Genomic DNA, 17700 nt, shown 5'->3' on the forward strand with positions numbered 1-17700 from the left:
CTACAAGAATTCTGTGCCATTTATAAAATGTACTTCTCGGCACATTCTTTTGCTTACAAAATTCATATTTACTTACATTACTTTTTTTATATTCTTCTACTAGCTCTTTCCATTTTTCATTACTTATTCTTTTTTTCTTTTTTTCTAATAGCATCATTAGCCTCTATTTTTTTAGGCTTTTGTTCTACCACTTATTTTTATTCTTGCCTAGATGCCCTTATTTTAGCTCTTACGATATAATACCTATCAAACGTTAAAATTAGGTTAAGGTTTTTAGAAAAAACGTTAAGATTACGTTAAGGTTTAATATTTTGGAAAATTTCTAAATTTAAAACTTAATTTATTAGATTGAAAAATCTTCTTTTTATTGATATTTATTAAACAAAAATTTCTTTTATGATAAAATCTTATTCATGGGATGAATACTTTATGACTCTGGCTTATTTAGTTTCAATGAAAAGTAAAGACCCTAGCACTAGGGTAGGGGCAGTGATAGTTGGAAAAGATAATGAAATAATTTCCACTGGTTATAATGGATTGCCTAGAAATGTTGAAGATAAAATAGATAGATACGTAAATAAAGACTATAAATATCTTTCATCTAATCATGCTGAAGAAAACGCTATCTTGAATTGTGCAAGAAATGGTGTGTCATCTAAAAATTGTTCTATATATACACCTTGGATTCCCTGTTCAAGATGTGCAAAAAGTATCATACAAGCAGGAATTAGTGAGGTAATATACGATGAAAATTTTCCAGGAAATGATGTAAATAATCAAAATGAAGTTTGGAAACAGAGTATTGAGGTATCTAATGAAATATTACTTGAAGCTAAAGTAAAAATAAGAAAATTTAATGGGAAGCTAATTAAAATCAAAGGTTTATATCAAGAAGAAGAGTTTGATTTAATTTAATAAAAAATATCTTTAAAAGCTTTATGCTCCTATTTTTAGCATTATTGATATAGATTGATTTTGCATGTTGGTTGTGCTAAATTCCCTAATATTTCCATAATTTATATTATTTAATTTGTGAATAAAATAAAAAAAATACTTATTGCTAATCGTAATGAAATTGCTTGTAGAATAATAAAGACAGCAAGTAAACTAGGTATAAAAACAGTAGCTGTATATTCAGATGCTGATAATAATGCACTTCATCTAAAATATGCAGATGAAGCTATATATATTGGTAAGTCACCAGCAACTCAAAGTTATTTAAATATAGATTCAATATTAAAAGCAATAAAAATTTCTGGAGCTGATGCTGTTCATCCTGGATATGGATTTTTATCTGAAAACTACGAATTTGCAAAATTAATGGAAAAATCAGGTACTAATTTTATAGGCCCATCTGCAATTTCCATAAAAAAAATGGGAGATAAAATAGAAGCAAAAAAATTAGCAAAGTCAGCAGGGGTTAATATTATACCAGGTTATATTGGGGCAATAAAATCTGAAAAACATGCTGTTAAAATTGCTAAGAGTATTGGTTATCCTATTATGTTAAAAGCTGCCGCAGGTGGTGGAGGTAAGGGTATGAGAGTTGTTAATAGTGACGATGAAATGCAACAGGCTTATCGCTCAACTAAAAATGAAGCTAAAAATAACTTTTCAGACTCAAGGACTTTTATTGAAAAGTTAATTATAAAACCAAGGCATATAGAAATACAAGTTTTAGCAGATAAACATGGTAATTATGTATGTTTAGGAGAGAGGGAATGCTCAATACAAAGACATAATCAAAAAGTAATTGAAGAAGCACCTAGTTCTTTTGTCACCCCTAAAATTCGAAAAAAAATGTATGCCCAGTCAGTTGCATTGGCTAAAAAAGTTAAATATTTTTCAGCTGGTACAATTGAGTATATTGTAGATCAGATGGGAAATTTTTATTTTCTTGAAATGAATACTAGATTACAAGTTGAGCATGGAGTAACAGAATTAATTACAGGCATAGATATTGTTGAGCAAATGATCAGAATTGCTGAAGGAAACAAGCTTCCATTTAAGCAAAAAGATATAAAATTAAATGGATGGGCAATGGAATCAAGAATTTATGCTGAAGATGCAACTTGTGGATTTTTACCATCAACAGGTAGAATTATTGGTTACAAAGAACCAAAACTAAGTGAGAATGTTAGGTTGGATACTGGAGTATATGAGGGTGGTGAAGTAAGTATGTTCTATGATGCAATGATTGCAAAATTATGTACGTATTCAGAAAATAGGGTAAAAGCAATTGATTTAATGAAAAATTCTCTTGGAGAATTTATAATAAGGGGGGTTTCGCATAATATTAATTTTTTACAAGCTATATTAAATAATGAGAAGTTTATTGCTGGTAATATTTCTACAAATTTTATCCAGGAAGAATATAGTGAAGGTTTTTCTGGAGCTGAGTTAAATAGCGAATTAAGTTCAGTTATATTATGTGCTTCAGTATTTATTTTTATTCAGAATATAAAAAGAATGTCGCATGTAAGCGGCCAGCAAAGGGGTATGTTTAGGGCAATAGGCACAAGGTGGGTAGCTAAATTAGATGATATGAGTTATCCTGTTACAGTAAGAAATCATAATAATGGATTAAAAATTACTTTTGAAAATAGAAAGTTTTTTATTACAAGCAATTGGGAAGTGGGAAGAAGGCTATTTCAATGTAAAATAAATGATAAGGATTACAGTTTGCAATTGGAAAAAATTAGAGATTTTTATGATATAGTATTTATGGGTTCTAAAGTTAGAACTAGATTGCTATCTCCTAGAACAGCTGAATTATATAAATTTATGAAGCCTATTTCTAGGGATTCAAAAGAAAATAATTTGATAGCAACTATTACTGGTTTAATCAAAGAAATAAAAGTAAAATCGGGAGATAGTATAAATAAAGGTCAATCATTAGTAATACTAGAAGCCATGAAAATGGAAAATACTCTAATTAGCCCTATAGATGGCATTGTTAAAAAGATTTGTTGCAAGGCTGAAGAAACAGTGTTAAGCGGAGATATTTTAATAGAAATTGAAGAAGATAAGGATGCTAAATAAATTTGATTTTTAGTTAAAAAGTATATGCTATAATTACTATAATTTTTAGTACAGCTAAATTGATATAGTATATTTATAAGGATAGGGTATTAAATGGTGATTAAAGTAGTTCCATATAGTTCACTCTGGGTTAAGGTATTTCAGGAAGAAGCAAATATAATAAAAGACAGATTAAAAGAAAAGTGTTTAGATATCTACCATATAGGTTCTACATCTGTTTATGGTCTAATTGCTAAGCCAAGCGTTGATATATTATGTATTGTTGATAAATTAAACGATAGTTTAATTTTAGAATAAGTAGGATTTGAGTTCAGGGGGGAGATTAATGTTCCTCTCCATTATTATTTCCGTAAAAATAAAAAAATTAATCTACATGTTACTGAATTAGATCATGGTTTTATCAAGTTAAATTTATGGTTTCCGTAATTACTTAATGGTTCACCAAGATATAGCTTTACAATGTAAACGCTAAAATATCCCCATCCATTATATTATTTTCAAACTCCTCTCCTACTACCTGACTAAGCTTATCTATTGATTTGCGCATATCACATGCTTGATTATATATAAATATTTTGGTTCTTATACTTCCTATTAACATTCTAAAATTCCTACTATCGCTTTAATCTCTTCTATTTTGCATCCTTTATTAAACCCTATTCTTATCCCCTTTTTACTTTCTATTATCATCTCTGATTTTATTTCTTCACTTCTTTCTTCTTCGCATTCTTTCACTCTTATTGGTATAAATTTATTTTTTACTGTATTTCTTTTATTTCCTACAAGAATTCTGTGCCATTTATAAAATGTACTTCTCGGCACATTCTTTTGCTTACAAAATTCATATTTACTTACATTACTTTTTTTATATTCTTCTACTAGCTCTTTCCATTTTTCATTACTTATTCTTTTTTTCTAATAGCATCATTAGCCTCTATTTTTTTAGGCTTTTGTTCTACCACTTATTTTTATTCTTGCCTAGATGCCCTTATTTTAGCGCTTACAATACAAGATGATATTTTTCAGGAAATTATTTAGGTAAATTTCATTTTTATACAATAAAATACATTTTAATTATTATATATGATTTATTTTATAATTTTAAAATGATATACTTTAAAGTGTCCAGTTTATATAAGTTTAATTTTATTTTTGTGAATTAGACTTTTTGTTGAATTATAAATACTATATTATAGTGGGGTTATTATGGGGAAATCAGAAAAACAAGAAGCTATAAGTGAATTGCACGGTCTATTTCCTGAACTTATGAGAGAATATGATCAAATGCAAGTTTCAATTGATCAAAGAATAGAGTCAGCTCTTATTCCAAACAATTTAAAGCTTCAAGAAGTTAAAAGAAACGTTCTTGATGATAGGGAAAGTGATTTCCCAGGTTTTATGCAGATTCAAGCATATGAAAGTCTTGAGAGTGCTGAACAAAAAATACGTGATGATGTTGATAAAGCAGTAGGAAAAGTTAGGGGAATTGGAAGAATTATTGAAAGAGATTGTGAAAGAAATCTAAATAAGGGGTTGAGAGAAATTGAAAATTCCCCACAAACATCAAATTTTAATAAAAGCCTTAGAGAAGCTATAGAAAAGACACAATCTAAAATTGATGAATTAGAAAAAGCCTACAGCCATAGAGGAGGAGAAAATGGAACAATGCAAGAAGTCAAAGCTGAGCTCAGAAAACAAGAAATAATTCTTCAAAAATTAATGTCCATATCACCAGAGAAGCAGTTTGATAAATCAGTAGAAAAACTTTATTTAAAGATGGATAAAAATTGGGAGAAAATGAGAGCTGATGTTCGGTCATCCAAAGCAAAGTATTTCTTAGATATTGAGAATGCTCGTGAAGAAGAGAAAAAAAGAGAAAAAGCCTCAATTAGAAGGGAAATATATAGCTCATTTCCAGATGTAAAAAAATTAAATAATGGTATGGAGGGTTTTTTTAAAAAATCTAGAAGTGCAGTCCGCAGTGAAAATCAATCAAGAGTTGAGAGTTTTGATATTAGTAAAATTCAATTTCCAGAGATTGGATATGATGATACTCCAAGAACTGTAAGAGACAAAATAGACGGATATATCAATGGAGCAGAAGAAATACTAGAACGGAGTAGAAGAATTGCTGAAAGAGATTGTGAAAAAATCTGGAGAAAAGATGCTTTAAATGCAGCAGATAAGTTATGGAATAAAATGAATGGAGATGAGCGTATTCAAACAGCAATAGATAGTACTAGAGAAAAAATAAGTGAATTAGAGAAAGATAAAGTTAGTAATAAAGCTGCTTTAAGAAGGCAATATAATATCCTAGAAGAATTACAAGAAATGAGTAAAGAACAACAATTTGATAGAGCTTCTAGCAAACTTTATAATGAAATGTCAGAAAATTGGGAAGAATTGAGAAGTGGTGTTAGATCGTCAGTAGCAGCAGTAGTTTCAGAAAAAGCTAAACTACGTCAAGAAGAGGTAAGCAAAGTAACTGGCAACCCTTTTATGGTTGCTATATATGGATTTGGAACAGCAGCATCAATCGCTTCTTTTAATCCTGTCTTAACACCTTTTGCAGGTCCAGCTGCAAAAGCAGCTTTTATTACACATACAGCAGTATCCTTTGGAACTGATCTTCAAGCTAGAGCCGGGCTCAACCATAAGCTAAATACAGAATTAGCTAAAAGAGCAAAAGAACTTGACAGCTTTAAAGATCATGCGCCAAACAGAGGAGATCAACAAAATACAGAACAAGAAATTATGGAAATAGCATCAGTACGTACTTTATTTCCTGATTTAGCAGATACATATGATGCAATGCAGCAAAATTTAGAGAATGCTGTAGAGTTAGGCATCGAAAAAAATAGGGAAAAATTTGAAGATATTGATGAAATAATTAAATTTCCTGAGATATGGCATAACGCAACTTCAAAAGATATAGAAAACAAATTAAGAGATTATCTTAACGCTGTGGAGAATCAATTGAATAATAAAACAAGTGAAGCACTTGAAACCTGTAAAAATGAGTGGGATAAAGAATTAGTAAAATTTAATCATTCTGCACAAAAGTCAGAATTTGATAATCAGTTAAAGGCAGCAATAAAAACCACTCAGGAAAGAATAGAAGCTTTAGAAGAAGCATATAACAACGGAAACAAAGATATGGAGGCTGCACTTAAAGAACAACAAAATGTCCTTAAAGGTCTGGAATCAATGGAGGTACAGAAACAGATTGATGATATCTCCAAAGATTATTACCAAAAAGTATTGAGGGATTGGGATCTATTACAATCAAGTATTAGATCATCTGTAATGGGAGTGATTACAGAAAAAGCAAGATTATATGAAGCAAAAGCAGCAAATAGGCAAGATGATCCTTATATGGTTGCTCTAGGCTATGCTTCCATGGTAGCAACCGGAGCTGGATTTGCTTTAGGATATTCTGATCTAGATCTTGGAACTAAAATTTATGAGGCAGGTTCAGTAGTTGATACCATTTATACTGGTGGATCCATAACACCTCTGATATCCTCTGATGAGGTAGACAGATCTATTGCGGAAAAAACACGTGTTGCAGGCCAAGAAGTAGAATCTCTAGGAAATTCACTAAAAAAGCAAGATAATAATCAATCAAAAGAAACAACTTTTGTAGAAAGGGTTAAGGGACCATTAACTGACAAACCAGGACAAGTAACGAATTTAGTAAATAAAGTCACGCCTAGAGAAAATTTTCATGTACCAACAGGCAAGACCAATGCTGCAGAACGGTAAGAAGATAAACAAGAAAGAACTGTAAAATTATGCTATAATCAAATGCATAAAATTGACTCGTACATAAATTTTAGGTAAAAACATAACTTATGTATTATATTTATTAGGTGACGGGCTTGAGATACAACTAATATCATAAACGCTAGATATATTTATTTTAACCTATTTTTCCTTTTCAGCCTTCTATATTTTTTAATTATTACAAATATTATTTTGTGCAAAATTAACGTAGTTTGTTACTACTATACTGTAGCATCAACCAAATCATTATAATACATACAATCTTGATATTGCTTACTATAGCTTTCATAACATTGACAAGTATAACTTAATTTAGTACCTGAATTTTGAATTTCATCAATTTGAGTATACATAGGATTTTTGTCAATATTTTTTTGATTATAAGCTATTATAAAAGGCTCTATGTAACTACTATAAACTTCTACATCAAAAGAATCATAATACCACTTTTCCTCTTGTTTTGTAGCCTTATTTATTTCTTTATCTAATAACAATATGTTTCCAGTACGTGAATCTATACCTACTACAGAAAATACATTAGTTTCTGAAAGCAAATTATCTGTATTTGGTTTTATGTTAATGTTAGTAAAAAAATTTTCAATAAAATCAACTAATTTTTTTGGTAAACGCTAAAATATCCCCATCTTGACAAGTATTATCCGCCTTTCTTTGGGTTTCTTAAGTTTTTTGATAATTCTAAAAAAAATTTAATTTGATGATATTTTTTTATCAATATTATATGGAAGTAAATTTACTAACTCTTTTGGATCAGAATAATCATGAATATGATTCAGCAAATATTTTAAATAATCATAAGGATTAATCTTATTTACTTTGCAAGTTTCAATGTATTCGTAGCAATCTAGTTATCTAGTCTTTAGCAAGTAGTGCATTTGCAAAATCTTCTGCAGAAAATGAGTTCAAATCGTCGATTACTTCTCCAATACCTACGTAATAAATTGGTATCATGAATTTTTGTGTGATAGGAACAATGATTCCAGCTTTTGAAGTTCCATCTAGTTTAGTGACTATAATGCCGTTTATATCGACAATGCTTTTAAAGCTTTCAACTTGTTTTAATGCTGTTTGACCAATGGTTGAATCAATTACTAATAAATTTAAATTAGGAGAAGAGCTATCAATCTTTTTTAAAACATTAATAATCTTTTTTAACTCGTTCATCAGGTCAATTTTATTATGCATCCTACCTGCAGTATCTATAAGCAACACATCATAATTTTCTGCTTTGGCTTTACTTAAAGATTTATATGCAATACTTGCTGGGTCAGAATTTTTTTCACCGATAACAATATCGCAATTAGCTCTTTTAGCCCAAACCTTTAATTGTTCAGTTGCAGATGCTCTAAAGCTATCACATGCAGCAATTAGTACTCTTTTTCCATTTTGTTGCAATTTATAGGCAATTTTGCCTAGAGATGTGGTTTTGCCACTGCCATTTATTCCGGAAAAAATGATTGTATAAGGAGAATTTGAATTAGGTATATCTAGTTTTTTTGTGTATGGTTTTAGAATATTGCTTATTTCACTTGTAACGGAGTCAAAAACTATGTCTTGGGAGATATCTTCATTAAAGCTTTTTTTAGATAATTTCTCAATAATTTCATTTGTAAATTTCACACCTAAATCGCTTGATATTAATATATCTTCTATATCTTGAAGTATTTCTTTACTTGGTCGATTTAATGAAAATACTTTTTTAATATTTGTTCCAATATTATTTGAAGTTTTACTTAAACCACTCGTTAATTTGCTTATCCAATTTTTCATTTTATAATTTAAATACGTTAGAAATTGTATAACTAACATAAATACTTATTATTAAAAATACTGAAAGCATATTATTAAATAAAATATTGAATAAATTTATTCAGGTGGTTAAAATAAATGAAAGATTTTATTAATAAAAAGTATGTTTGTGTTATGTTTGAAAGTATAAGTGCGGAATTTTTATCAAGGATACAGTTTGCATTTGTTATTTCGTTTCATATAATATTTCCATCTTTTACGATAGGCTTAGCTAGTTTGTTGGCTGTACTAGAAGGTCTGTGGTTGAAGACAAAGCATCCAGTGTATATTGAGATTTATAAATTTTTGGTAAAAATATTTGCTGTTAGTTTTGGTATGGGAGTTGTAACAGGTGTTGTTATGTCTTATCAATTTGGTACAAATTGGGCAATTTTTGCAGATAAAACAAGCAATGTTATTGGTCCTTTATTAGGGTATGAGGTATTAACAGCGTTTTTTCTTGAATCAACTTTTTTAGGAATTATGCTATTTGGTTGGGGAAGAGTTAGTAATAAAATACACTTTATTTCAACTTGTACCGTTGCTATAGGGACACTAATTTCAGCATTTTGGATACTAGCAGCTAGCAGTTGGATGCATACCCCAGCAGGTTATGAAATTATGGAAGATGGAGTGTTTTATCCAAAAAATTGGCTTGATATTGTATTTAATCCATCTTTTTCACATAGATTTTTCCATATGATTTTTGCAGCCTATTTAACTACTGCTTTTGTGATAGCAGGAATTGCATCATATTTTTTGTTAAAAGGTAGACATCTAAAGCATGCTAAAATTATGCTTACTATGTCAATATTTTTTACTGTAATATTGGTGCCAATTCAAATATTTGTTGGAGACAGTCAAGGGCTAAATACTAAAAAATATCAGCCAGCTAAAATTGCAGCTATGGAAGCAGTTTGGGAAACAGAAAGAGGCGCTCCCTTAACTTTATTTGGCATACCAAATGAAGAAAAGATGGTGACAGAATATGCTATTAAAATTCCAAAGCTTGCTAGTATAATTTTAACTCATTCTTTAGATGGTGAGATTAGAGGATTGAAAACATGGAAAAAAGAAGACAGGCCTCCTGTAATTCCAGTGTTTATTGGTTTTAGAATAATGGTTGGAATAGGTATATTAATGTTTTTTACTACATATCTTGGTCTTTATTTATTCTTTAAGAAAAAGTTATTTTTATCAACTAAGTTTCATAAGTGGTGCATGTTAATTTCACCAATAGGATTTATAGGGATATTATCTGGCTGGTTTGTAACAGAAATTGGTAGGCAGCCATATGTGGTGTATGGTTTGATGAGAACTTCGCAAGCAGCTTCAAATATCACTGCTCATGAGGTTTTATTTACTCTTATATTATTTATTGTTGTTTATGTTTGCTTGGTAAGTGCAGGCATATATTATATTTTTAAACTGATTAAGAATGGAATAAAAGAAGGTGAATGGCTAAAGAAAAGAAGAATTAATTTAGAAAGTAATAGTGTTAAGAGTATTTTTATAAAAACATATAGTAAAGTGTAAATTATGTTAGATTTTTCAGGTTTCTTAAATTTACCTATAATATGGCTGGTGATATTGGTTGTTGCTATATCACTTTATGTAATTCTTGATGGGTTTGATTTAGGTGTTGGAATATTACTGCCGTTTGCTCCAACGGATAATTGTAGAGATACTATGGTTAATTCTATTTCGCCATTTTGGGATGGTAATGAGACTTGGTTAGTTTTAAGTGGAGGGGTGCTTTTTATAGCCTTTCCTCTTGCTTATTCCATTGTAATACCTGCTTTATATCTGCCAATTATTCTAATGTTAATTGCATTGGTATTTAGAGGTATGGCGTTTGAATTTAGATCTAAATCTGGTTTGAAAAATAAAAAGATGTGGAATGTATTGTTTCATTTTGGTTCTTTGACAGCAACTTTTTTTCAGGGAGTGATTTTAGGTACGATAGTGCAGGGCTTTGAGGTAGAGGGTAGATTATTTGTTGGAGGCAGTTTTAGTTGGCTATCAGCATTTTCTATTACAACAGGTATAGCACTTATTTTTGGGTATGTATTACTTGGAGCTACTTGGTTAATACTTAAAACTGAAAATGAAACTCAAAGATGGGCTAGAAAATGTGCTTTATATTCAATGATATATGTTCCAATATTAATGGGTATAGTCAGCTTATGGTTGCCATTTATTGATAGTGATATATTTAATATTTGGTTTAAAATTCCTAATATTCTTTATTTAATGCCAGTACCAATACTTACAATTTTGACTACATATTTTTTATATAAAGCTATTACTGAAAAGAATGAGCTGTTACCATTTTTATTAAGTATTTTGTTATTCTGTTTTGGGTTTATTGGATTTGGTATTTCATTATGGCCATGGGCGGTTCCAAGAAAATTAACAATTTGGGAAACTGCTGCTGCTCCTGAATCACTTTCTTTAATGTTAGTGGGTGTTGTTATAATTTTACCAATAATTTTAATTTATACAGGTTATAGCTATTATATTTTTAGAGGAAAGAGTACAAAAAATAAGTTGTACTAGGTATTTTTTATTTATACTTTCACTTTACTAAAGATTTAGTATAGACTTTTATTAATATAAACAAAAAGTGGTATTTCTTTATGAAGGAATACAGTGATAATAAAAAAGTAGAGGACTTAGATCCTAGGGTTTTGTCTGAAGCAATTGAAATCGCTAGAAAATTGCAATCTAGTTCATCAGAAGGTAATTTTTCAGAAAAAGATTTAACGCAGCACAAGAAGGTTATTGCTAAATTATTAGAATATTTGATATTAAATCAGGATAATCCAAATATAGATTTATCGTTGATAGAATTTTTAGAAAAAGCATTGGGTATTACGAAGTCAAAAGAAAAAGATAAAAAGAAAGAACATGAAGAAGAAAAAGAAGAGGAATTATCAGAAGAGCAAAGGAAAATACGCTATCAGCAAATTATGTATGAAGCATATAAAATTTTAAATCCAGAAAGAATAGCAGGAGAGACAAGTTTGGAAAATTTTATATCTAATGTTATAACAAGGGGAATTGAAGTCGCGAGGGAATATGATGGAGCGCAGTATGAAAAGGATTTTTCTAAAAAAGAAATTGATAATCTAGATTCTTACAAGGAAAGCTTTGTTGACAAATTGAAATCCTCTGGTCATAAAGGTTTTGGAAGGGGCTTATAAATTATTCAATTATAATATTCTATACTAGATTTTAGCGTATAATCTGTTATATTTCATTTCAATGTAATGTTAAAAAGTAATGCAGAATAAAAATTTATATATCAAGACATATGGTTGTCAGATGAATGTTTATGATTCATTAAAGATGGGGAATTTATTAAAACCACATGGATTTAGCATTACTAATGATGAAAAAAATGCAGACTTAATTATTTTAAATACATGTCATATAAGAGAAAAAGCATCAGAAAAAGTATATTCTGAATTGGGTAAAATAAAGGAAAATAATTTTGGAATAAAGCCAACGGTTGTTGTTGCAGGATGTACTGCACAAGCTGAAGGGGAGCAAATTTTTAAAAGAGCAAAGAACGTTGATATAGTTGTTGGTCCTCAATCTTATCATAATTTACCTAAATTACTAGAAAGGGTGAAACGTCAAGAGAAATTGGTGATAGATTTAGATTTTGATGAAGAAAATAAATTTGATAAAATTGAAATTCCTGATAATCCTAGGCATTCTTCTTTTTTAACTATACAGGAAGGATGTGATAAATTTTGTCACTTTTGTTGTGTACCATATACAAGGGGTAAAGAGTATTCTAGAAAAATACCGGATATATATAGAGAGGCATTAAGCTTGGTATCTAAAGGTGTTAAGGAAATAACTTTACTTGGGCAAAATGTTAGTGCATATCATGGGCTTGACGATCAAAAAAATCAAAAAGGGCTTGGATGGCTCTTGAAACAAATTTGTAAAATTAATGGTCTTGAGAGGGTTAGGTATACAACATCCCATCCTAAAGATATGATAGAAGATGATTTATTTATTGCTCATGCCGAAGAAGAAAAACTTATGCCATTCTTGCATTTACCAGTACAATCAGGCTCTGACAGCATATTGAAAAGTATGAACAGAAATCATAATAGAGATTTTTATTTTAAAGTAATTGATAAGTTTAGAAAATTTAGACCAGATATTGCATTCTCATCAGATTTTATCGTAGGATATCCAGGTGAAACAGATCAAGATTTTCAGGATACACTAGATTTGGTAAGGAAAGTAAAATATGCGCAGTGCTATTCATTTAAGTATAGTCCAAGGCCAGGAACTCCTGCCTCTATGTTAGAAAATCAAGTTCCTGAAGAAGTAAAATCTGAAAGACTTACAATTTTACAGAGCTTACTTAGAGAGCAACAGCTTGAATTTAATAAAGGCTTCATTGGGAAAGATATGGATGTTATGTTTGAGAAAAAGGGAAAACATGAAGGTCAATTTATTGGAAAATCTCCTTATTTGCAATCAGTTGTTGTTAAAACAGATGCCAATATAATAGGTGAAATTAAAAAAGTTACTATAAATAGAGCTGGATTAAATAGTTTAAACGGAGAATTAGTAATACAATGATTTTTATTTGACTTATTATTCACTGGATTTACTAATTTTGATATACTAATATTCTTTTTAAAATTAATCAAATAACTTTATTGTAACTTATGCTGATGTCAGAAAATTATAATCATATTGAACTAGAAAAGAAATGGCAGAGAATTTGGGATAATTCTCAATTGTATAAAACAGATGAAAATAATAACAAAGAAAAATACTATGTCTTAGAAATGTTTCTTTATCCATCTGGTAACATTCATATGGGACATGTTAGAAATTATGCAATAGGAGATGCAATTGCTCGGTTTAAAAAGGGAAAAGGATTTAATATATTGCATCCAATGGGTTGGGATGCTTTTGGTTTGCCTGCTGAAAATGCAGCTATTCAAAATAAACTACATCCAGATGATTGGACAATAAAAAATATAAAAGGAATGAAATCTCAGTTGCAATCTTTGGGATTTTCATATGATTGGGATAGAGAGGTCAATACATCTCAACCAAATTACTATAAACATGAACAAGCTATGTTTATTGATTTTTTTGATGCAGGCTTGGCATATCAAAAAAAATCATTAGTAAATTGGGATCCTGTTGATTGTACAGTTTTAGCAAATGAGCAAGTTGTTGATGGAAAAGGATGGAGATCTGGTGCTAAGGTTGAAAAAAGGCAATTAAAACAATGGTTTTTAAAAATAACTCAATATTCAGATGAGTTACTAGAAGAATTAGATAATCTTCCAGATTGGCCTGATAAAGTTAAGATAATGCAAAAAAATTGGATTGGAAAATCAAGTGGAGCAGAAATTAATTTTAAAATAAGTAATTCAGATCAATATATAACAGTTTTTTCAACAAGGCCTGAAACTATTTTTGGTGCTAGCTTTATCTGTATATCTTATGATCATGAATTTGTTAAAAATATAACTGATTCAAAAGAAAAGCTCGACTTTATAAAAAAGTGTAAGTTAAGTTCTGAATCAGAAAATATAGATAATAATATTGAAAAAGAAGGGTTTTTTACAGGCTTTTATGTTGAACATCCATACATAAAAAATAAAAAATTACCTATTTATATAGCAAATTATGTATTATCTAATTATGGAACTGGTGCAGTATTTGGTTGCCCTGCCCATGATGAAAGAGACTTTGAATTTGCACAGAAATATAACTTAGAAATTTTGCCAGTTTTAGTAGACACATCTAATCCACAAACACCTTTGCCTTATATTGATATTCTAGGTAAAGTTATAAATTCTGATTTCTTAAATAATTTAAGTGTAGAAGATGCAAAGGTAAAAATATTAAAAAGATTAGAGTCAGATAAAATTGGAAATACAAAAATTACTTATAGATTAAAAGATTGGGGAGTTTCAAGGCAAAGATATTGGGGGTGTCCAATTCCAATTATATATTGCAATAATTGTGGGGTTATTACTGAATTAAAGGAAAATTTACCTATCAAATTACCTAAAGATATATCTTTTGAAAATAAAGGTAATCCTCTTGAAAATCATCCTACATGGAAAAAAGTAAAATGCCATAAATGTAATAGCGATGCTATTAGAGAAACTGATACTTTTGATACTTTTTTTGAATCATCTTGGTATTTTGCAAGATTTTGTGGTTTAGAGGATAAATGCGCGTTTGATAAAAATGTTGCTGAAAAATGGCTTCCTGTTAATCAATATATAGGTGGTATTGAACATACAATATTACATTTATTATATGCAAGATTTTTTACTAAGGCATTAAGAGATTGCAGTTATTTTAATATAGATGAGCCATTTAAAGGTCTTTTGACGCAAGGTATGATTTGTCATAAGACATTTAAGGATTCACAAAATAACTGGTTGAGCCCAAATCAAGTTTATAAGAAGGGTGATAAGTGGATAATAAAAGATAGTAACGAGATAGCTCAAGATGGTCGTATTGAAAAGATGAGTAAATCAAAGAAAAATACAATAGATCCAACTGATATGATCAATAAATATGGGGCTGATTCTATAAGGTTATTTTTACTTTCTGATTCACCTACTACTAGAGATTTAGAATGGTCAGATGAAGGAATTGAAGGAAGTTATAAATATTTAAATTCTTTATATAGATTTATTGAGAAATTTATAAGCAATAACGAAGAAAATCTCAATATAGATCCTAAAAAGGAGGAACAATTTAAGAAGTTAATTCATCAAACAATTCATTCAGTAACGCTTAATTTAGAAAATTTTACTTTAAATAAGGCAATTGCAGATATAAGAAAATTTACTAATGAAATTTATGTTAATAATTATTCAAAAGAACTTATAAAAGAATCTTTAGTGATATTAATTAAATTATTGTCAGTTTTTACGCCTCATATTACAGAAGAATTCAACTATATGCTTGGCAATACAGATAGTATATATCTTGCAAAATGGCCTGTAATAGATCAAAGTTTGCTAAATAATGAATCTGTAAAAGTTGCAGTTCAAGTAAATGGTAAAACTAGAGCAATTGTTGAATTACCTATTAATTGTGATCAAAAAAATGCTTTAATTCAAATTAAAACAATTAAAGTACTTGATAAATATTTATTTAATGTCAGTATTAAAAAATTAATATATATAAAAAATAAAATAATAAATTTTGTGGTTTAGTGGGGATGCATAAAATAATTACAGGCCTTTTATCATTTACTTTGTTTAGCCTATGTACAGAAATTTGTTTTTCAGATCAAGGTATGCTGTATAAAGCGAAAAAAAATGGAAAAAACGTTGAGTTTGTAAAAAGTCAAATTGATGAAATGCAACAACAACAAATTGACCAATTGCAAAAATATATTTTTAACCTACAGGATGTTAAAAATAAACCTCATGCGGTTACAACATTTCAGACTGATGAGTTGGTTGAGCAGATTAAAATGCTAAGAAAGGAAATGGAAGGAGTTAAAAAAGATATACAATCTTTAAAGTATAAGTTAGAAAAATCTTCTAGAGGGTTTGATAGTAAAATTAATAATATAAAATCTCAAATTGATGAGCAAAATAATAATAAACAAATATTAAATTTAATTGATTCTGAGTTGGATGTGTCTAATAACTTAGAATCTAATGATTCTAGAGCAAGAGATTATATAGATTCTGAGCAATTTGAAAAGGATCAAGATGAATATAAAAAAGTTTTGAGCTTAGTAAATAAAAAAGATTATAATTTAGCTTTATTAGAATTGAAGAATTTTATTAAGACTCATCCTGATAGTATATTAAATTCTAATGCATTTTTTTATTTAGGTGAGATATATTATGAAAGAAATAATTATACAGTAGCAGCTATTAATTATTTGAAAGGATTTCAAGCTGACAAAAATGGATCAAGAACTTTAAGTAATCTTACTATGCTTGCGAAATGTTTAAGTAGGATTGGAAATTATGATAAATCTTGTAAGGTTGTAAATTATACCGAGTATAAATATAGTGAAATACCTACTTCAATAAGGCGCACTCTTAATAATATAAAGCAAAGCTCTAAGTGTGAGCAAACATATGTGTATGGATAAAAATTTTTTAAACCTTATATCCTGAATGTATTGATACAATTCCAAAGGAAAGTTTTTTAAAATTAACTGAGAAATAACCAGCATCTTTCATCATAGATCCAAGTTCTTCTGGTGTATAAAATTGATTAATGCTTTCTACTAAATATTCATAAGAATGTTTTGAATTTGTAACTAATGCACCTATTTTAGGTATTACTTTAAAAGAATATAAATCATAAATTTTGTTTATTGATTTGTTATCAATTTTTGAAAATTCTAAGCATAAAAATTTTCCTCCCGGTTTTAGAACTCTAAAAGATTCTTTTAATACATTATTTATATTAGTTACATTTCTTATTCCAAAAGAAATTGTGCAATAATCAAAGGTATTATCATCAAAAGGAATTTTTTCAGCGCTTGCATTAATCCATTTAATTTTGTTTATATGTGTTGTATTGCTAATTTTATTTTTACCTTTATTGAGCATTTCTTGATTTAAATCACAAACAACAACTTGGTTACCATTATTATTAATAAATCTTTTAGCAATATCTCCAGTTCCACCTGCTAAATCTATTAATGTTTTTTCTCTAAAGCTATCGATTTCTTTAATAAATTTATTTTTCCAACTTCTATGTAATCCAAAGCTCATTAGATCGTTCATTAAGTCATAATTGTTAGCAACTTTTGTGAAAACATTTTGAACTAATGGTTCTTTTTTGTTTTTGTTAACTTTTTTAAACCCAAAATTGACAGACATATGTGATTAAAAATTGTAAATGGCAGGAGCGAGAGGTTTCGAACCCCCAACCTCCGGTTTTGGAGACCGGTGCTCTACCAGTTGAGCTACACTCCTAATTTAATATAATTATTAAGTGTATATCAATATTAAGATATTAAATCAATAAAGTGTTAATTATTTAGTTCATTTTTCTAGACAAATAACCTATTAACTA

Annotated in this window: 17 protein-coding genes and 1 tRNA gene; 10 read left to right on the forward strand and 8 right to left on the reverse strand. The window is 28.9% G+C overall.

Annotation, left to right across the window (positions count from 1 at the left end):
- Window positions 1–157, reverse strand: a 157-nt coding sequence (gene tnpA, locus EIC27_RS08010) for an IS66 family insertion sequence element accessory protein TnpA (RefSeq protein WP_410519448.1), incomplete at its 3' end; no start/stop codon positions are given.
- A 239-nt stretch (window positions 158–396) separates the two neighbouring features.
- Here tnpA (EIC27_RS08010) and EIC27_RS00005 point away from each other — a divergent pair.
- From EIC27_RS00005 to EIC27_RS00015, 3 genes are all read left to right on the forward strand, one after another.
- Window positions 397–915 (forward strand): deoxycytidylate deaminase, encoded by a 519-nt coding sequence (locus tag EIC27_RS00005; RefSeq protein WP_126044118.1) that lies wholly within the window; start codon window positions 397–399, stop codon window positions 913–915.
- 117 nt (window positions 916–1032) lie between these two features.
- Window positions 1033–3042, forward strand: a complete 2010-nt coding sequence (locus EIC27_RS00010) for an acetyl-CoA carboxylase biotin carboxylase subunit (protein ID WP_240627052.1) — start codon at window positions 1033–1035, stop codon at window positions 3040–3042.
- A gap of 93 nt (window positions 3043–3135) precedes the next feature.
- A complete protein-coding gene (locus EIC27_RS00015; protein ID WP_126044119.1) occupies window positions 3136–3339 on the forward strand; it encodes a GrpB family protein in 204 nt (67 codons plus the stop codon).
- Window positions 3340–3496: 157 nt separating this feature from the next.
- On the opposite strand, the gene tnpB is transcribed toward EIC27_RS00015, so the two are convergent.
- Together tnpB and tnpA (EIC27_RS00025) are read right to left on the reverse strand one after the other, a co-directional pair.
- Window positions 3497–3643 (reverse strand): IS66 family insertion sequence element accessory protein TnpB, encoded by a 147-nt coding sequence (tnpB, locus tag EIC27_RS00020; RefSeq protein ID WP_126044120.1) that lies wholly within the window; start codon window positions 3641–3643, stop codon window positions 3497–3499.
- On the reverse strand, window positions 3637–3948 hold the full coding sequence (tnpA, locus tag EIC27_RS00025; protein ID WP_410519449.1) for an IS66 family insertion sequence element accessory protein TnpA: 312 nt from the start codon (window positions 3946–3948) through the stop codon (window positions 3637–3639). The genes tnpB and tnpA (EIC27_RS00025) overlap by 7 nt, the downstream gene beginning before the upstream one ends.
- Window positions 3949–4248: 300 nt before the next feature.
- Here tnpA (EIC27_RS00025) and EIC27_RS00030 point away from each other — a divergent pair, with 300 nt between their 5' ends.
- Entirely contained in the window at window positions 4249–6807 is a 2559-nt protein-coding gene (locus tag EIC27_RS00030) for a hypothetical protein (protein ID WP_126044122.1), read from the forward strand.
- 242 nt (window positions 6808–7049) lie between these two features.
- Here EIC27_RS00030 and EIC27_RS00035 read toward each other — a convergent pair whose 3' ends face one another.
- The 3 genes from EIC27_RS00035 to ftsY form a co-directional block, all read right to left on the reverse strand.
- Complete coding sequence (locus tag EIC27_RS00035; protein WP_126044123.1) at window positions 7050–7382, reverse strand: hypothetical protein; 333 nt, start codon at window positions 7380–7382, stop codon at window positions 7050–7052.
- A gap of 153 nt (window positions 7383–7535) precedes the next feature.
- On the reverse strand, window positions 7536–7676 hold the full coding sequence (locus EIC27_RS07815; protein WP_126044124.1) for a transposase domain-containing protein: 141 nt from the start codon (window positions 7674–7676) through the stop codon (window positions 7536–7538).
- Window positions 7677–7698: 22 nt separating this feature from the next.
- Window positions 7699–8655 carry a signal recognition particle-docking protein FtsY gene (gene ftsY, locus EIC27_RS00045; protein ID WP_126044125.1) on the reverse strand — a complete coding sequence of 319 codons (957 nt, stop codon included), beginning with the start codon at window positions 8653–8655 and terminating at the stop codon, window positions 7699–7701.
- A 114-nt stretch (window positions 8656–8769) separates the two neighbouring features.
- Between ftsY and EIC27_RS00050 the strand changes: the two genes are divergently transcribed.
- The 6 genes from EIC27_RS00050 to EIC27_RS00075 all read left to right on the forward strand — a co-directional run bounded on the left by EIC27_RS00050 (window position 8770) and on the right by EIC27_RS00075 (window position 16765).
- Window positions 8770–10170 carry a cytochrome ubiquinol oxidase subunit I gene (locus EIC27_RS00050; protein ID WP_126044126.1) on the forward strand — a complete coding sequence of 467 codons (1401 nt, stop codon included), beginning with the start codon at window positions 8770–8772 and terminating at the stop codon, window positions 10168–10170.
- A 3-nt stretch (window positions 10171–10173) separates the two neighbouring features.
- A complete protein-coding gene (gene cydB, locus EIC27_RS00055) occupies window positions 10174–11193 on the forward strand; it encodes a cytochrome d ubiquinol oxidase subunit II (protein ID WP_126044127.1) in 1020 nt (339 codons plus the stop codon).
- A gap of 80 nt (window positions 11194–11273) precedes the next feature.
- Window positions 11274–11840 (forward strand): DUF5394 family protein, encoded by a 567-nt coding sequence (locus EIC27_RS00060; protein ID WP_126044128.1) that lies wholly within the window; start codon window positions 11274–11276, stop codon window positions 11838–11840.
- A 79-nt stretch (window positions 11841–11919) separates the two neighbouring features.
- Entirely contained in the window at window positions 11920–13245 is a 1326-nt protein-coding gene (gene miaB, locus EIC27_RS00065; RefSeq protein ID WP_126044129.1) for a tRNA (N6-isopentenyl adenosine(37)-C2)-methylthiotransferase MiaB, read from the forward strand.
- Window positions 13246–13340: 95 nt separating this feature from the next.
- Window positions 13341–15866 carry a leucine--tRNA ligase gene (leuS, locus tag EIC27_RS00070; protein WP_126044130.1) on the forward strand — a complete coding sequence of 842 codons (2526 nt, stop codon included), beginning with the start codon at window positions 13341–13343 and terminating at the stop codon, window positions 15864–15866.
- Window positions 15867–15871: 5 nt separating this feature from the next.
- Window positions 15872–16765 carry a tol-pal system YbgF family protein gene (locus tag EIC27_RS00075; protein WP_126044131.1) on the forward strand — a complete coding sequence of 298 codons (894 nt, stop codon included), beginning with the start codon at window positions 15872–15874 and terminating at the stop codon, window positions 16763–16765.
- A 7-nt stretch (window positions 16766–16772) separates the two neighbouring features.
- Here the strand turns inward: EIC27_RS00075 and ubiE are convergent, their stop codons facing one another.
- Together ubiE and EIC27_RS00085 are read right to left on the reverse strand one after the other, a co-directional pair.
- Window positions 16773–17504 carry a bifunctional demethylmenaquinone methyltransferase/2-methoxy-6-polyprenyl-1,4-benzoquinol methylase UbiE gene (ubiE, locus tag EIC27_RS00080; RefSeq protein ID WP_126044132.1) on the reverse strand — a complete coding sequence of 244 codons (732 nt, stop codon included), beginning with the start codon at window positions 17502–17504 and terminating at the stop codon, window positions 16773–16775.
- 20 nt (window positions 17505–17524) lie between these two features.
- Window positions 17525–17600 (reverse strand) — tRNA-Trp (locus tag EIC27_RS00085).
- Window positions 17601–17700: the final 100 nt, after the last annotated feature.

Source organism: Candidatus Aquarickettsia rohweri, from assembly GCF_003953955.1.
GTDB classification, from domain to species: domain Bacteria; phylum Pseudomonadota; class Alphaproteobacteria; order Rickettsiales; family Midichloriaceae; genus Aquirickettsia; species Aquirickettsia rohweri.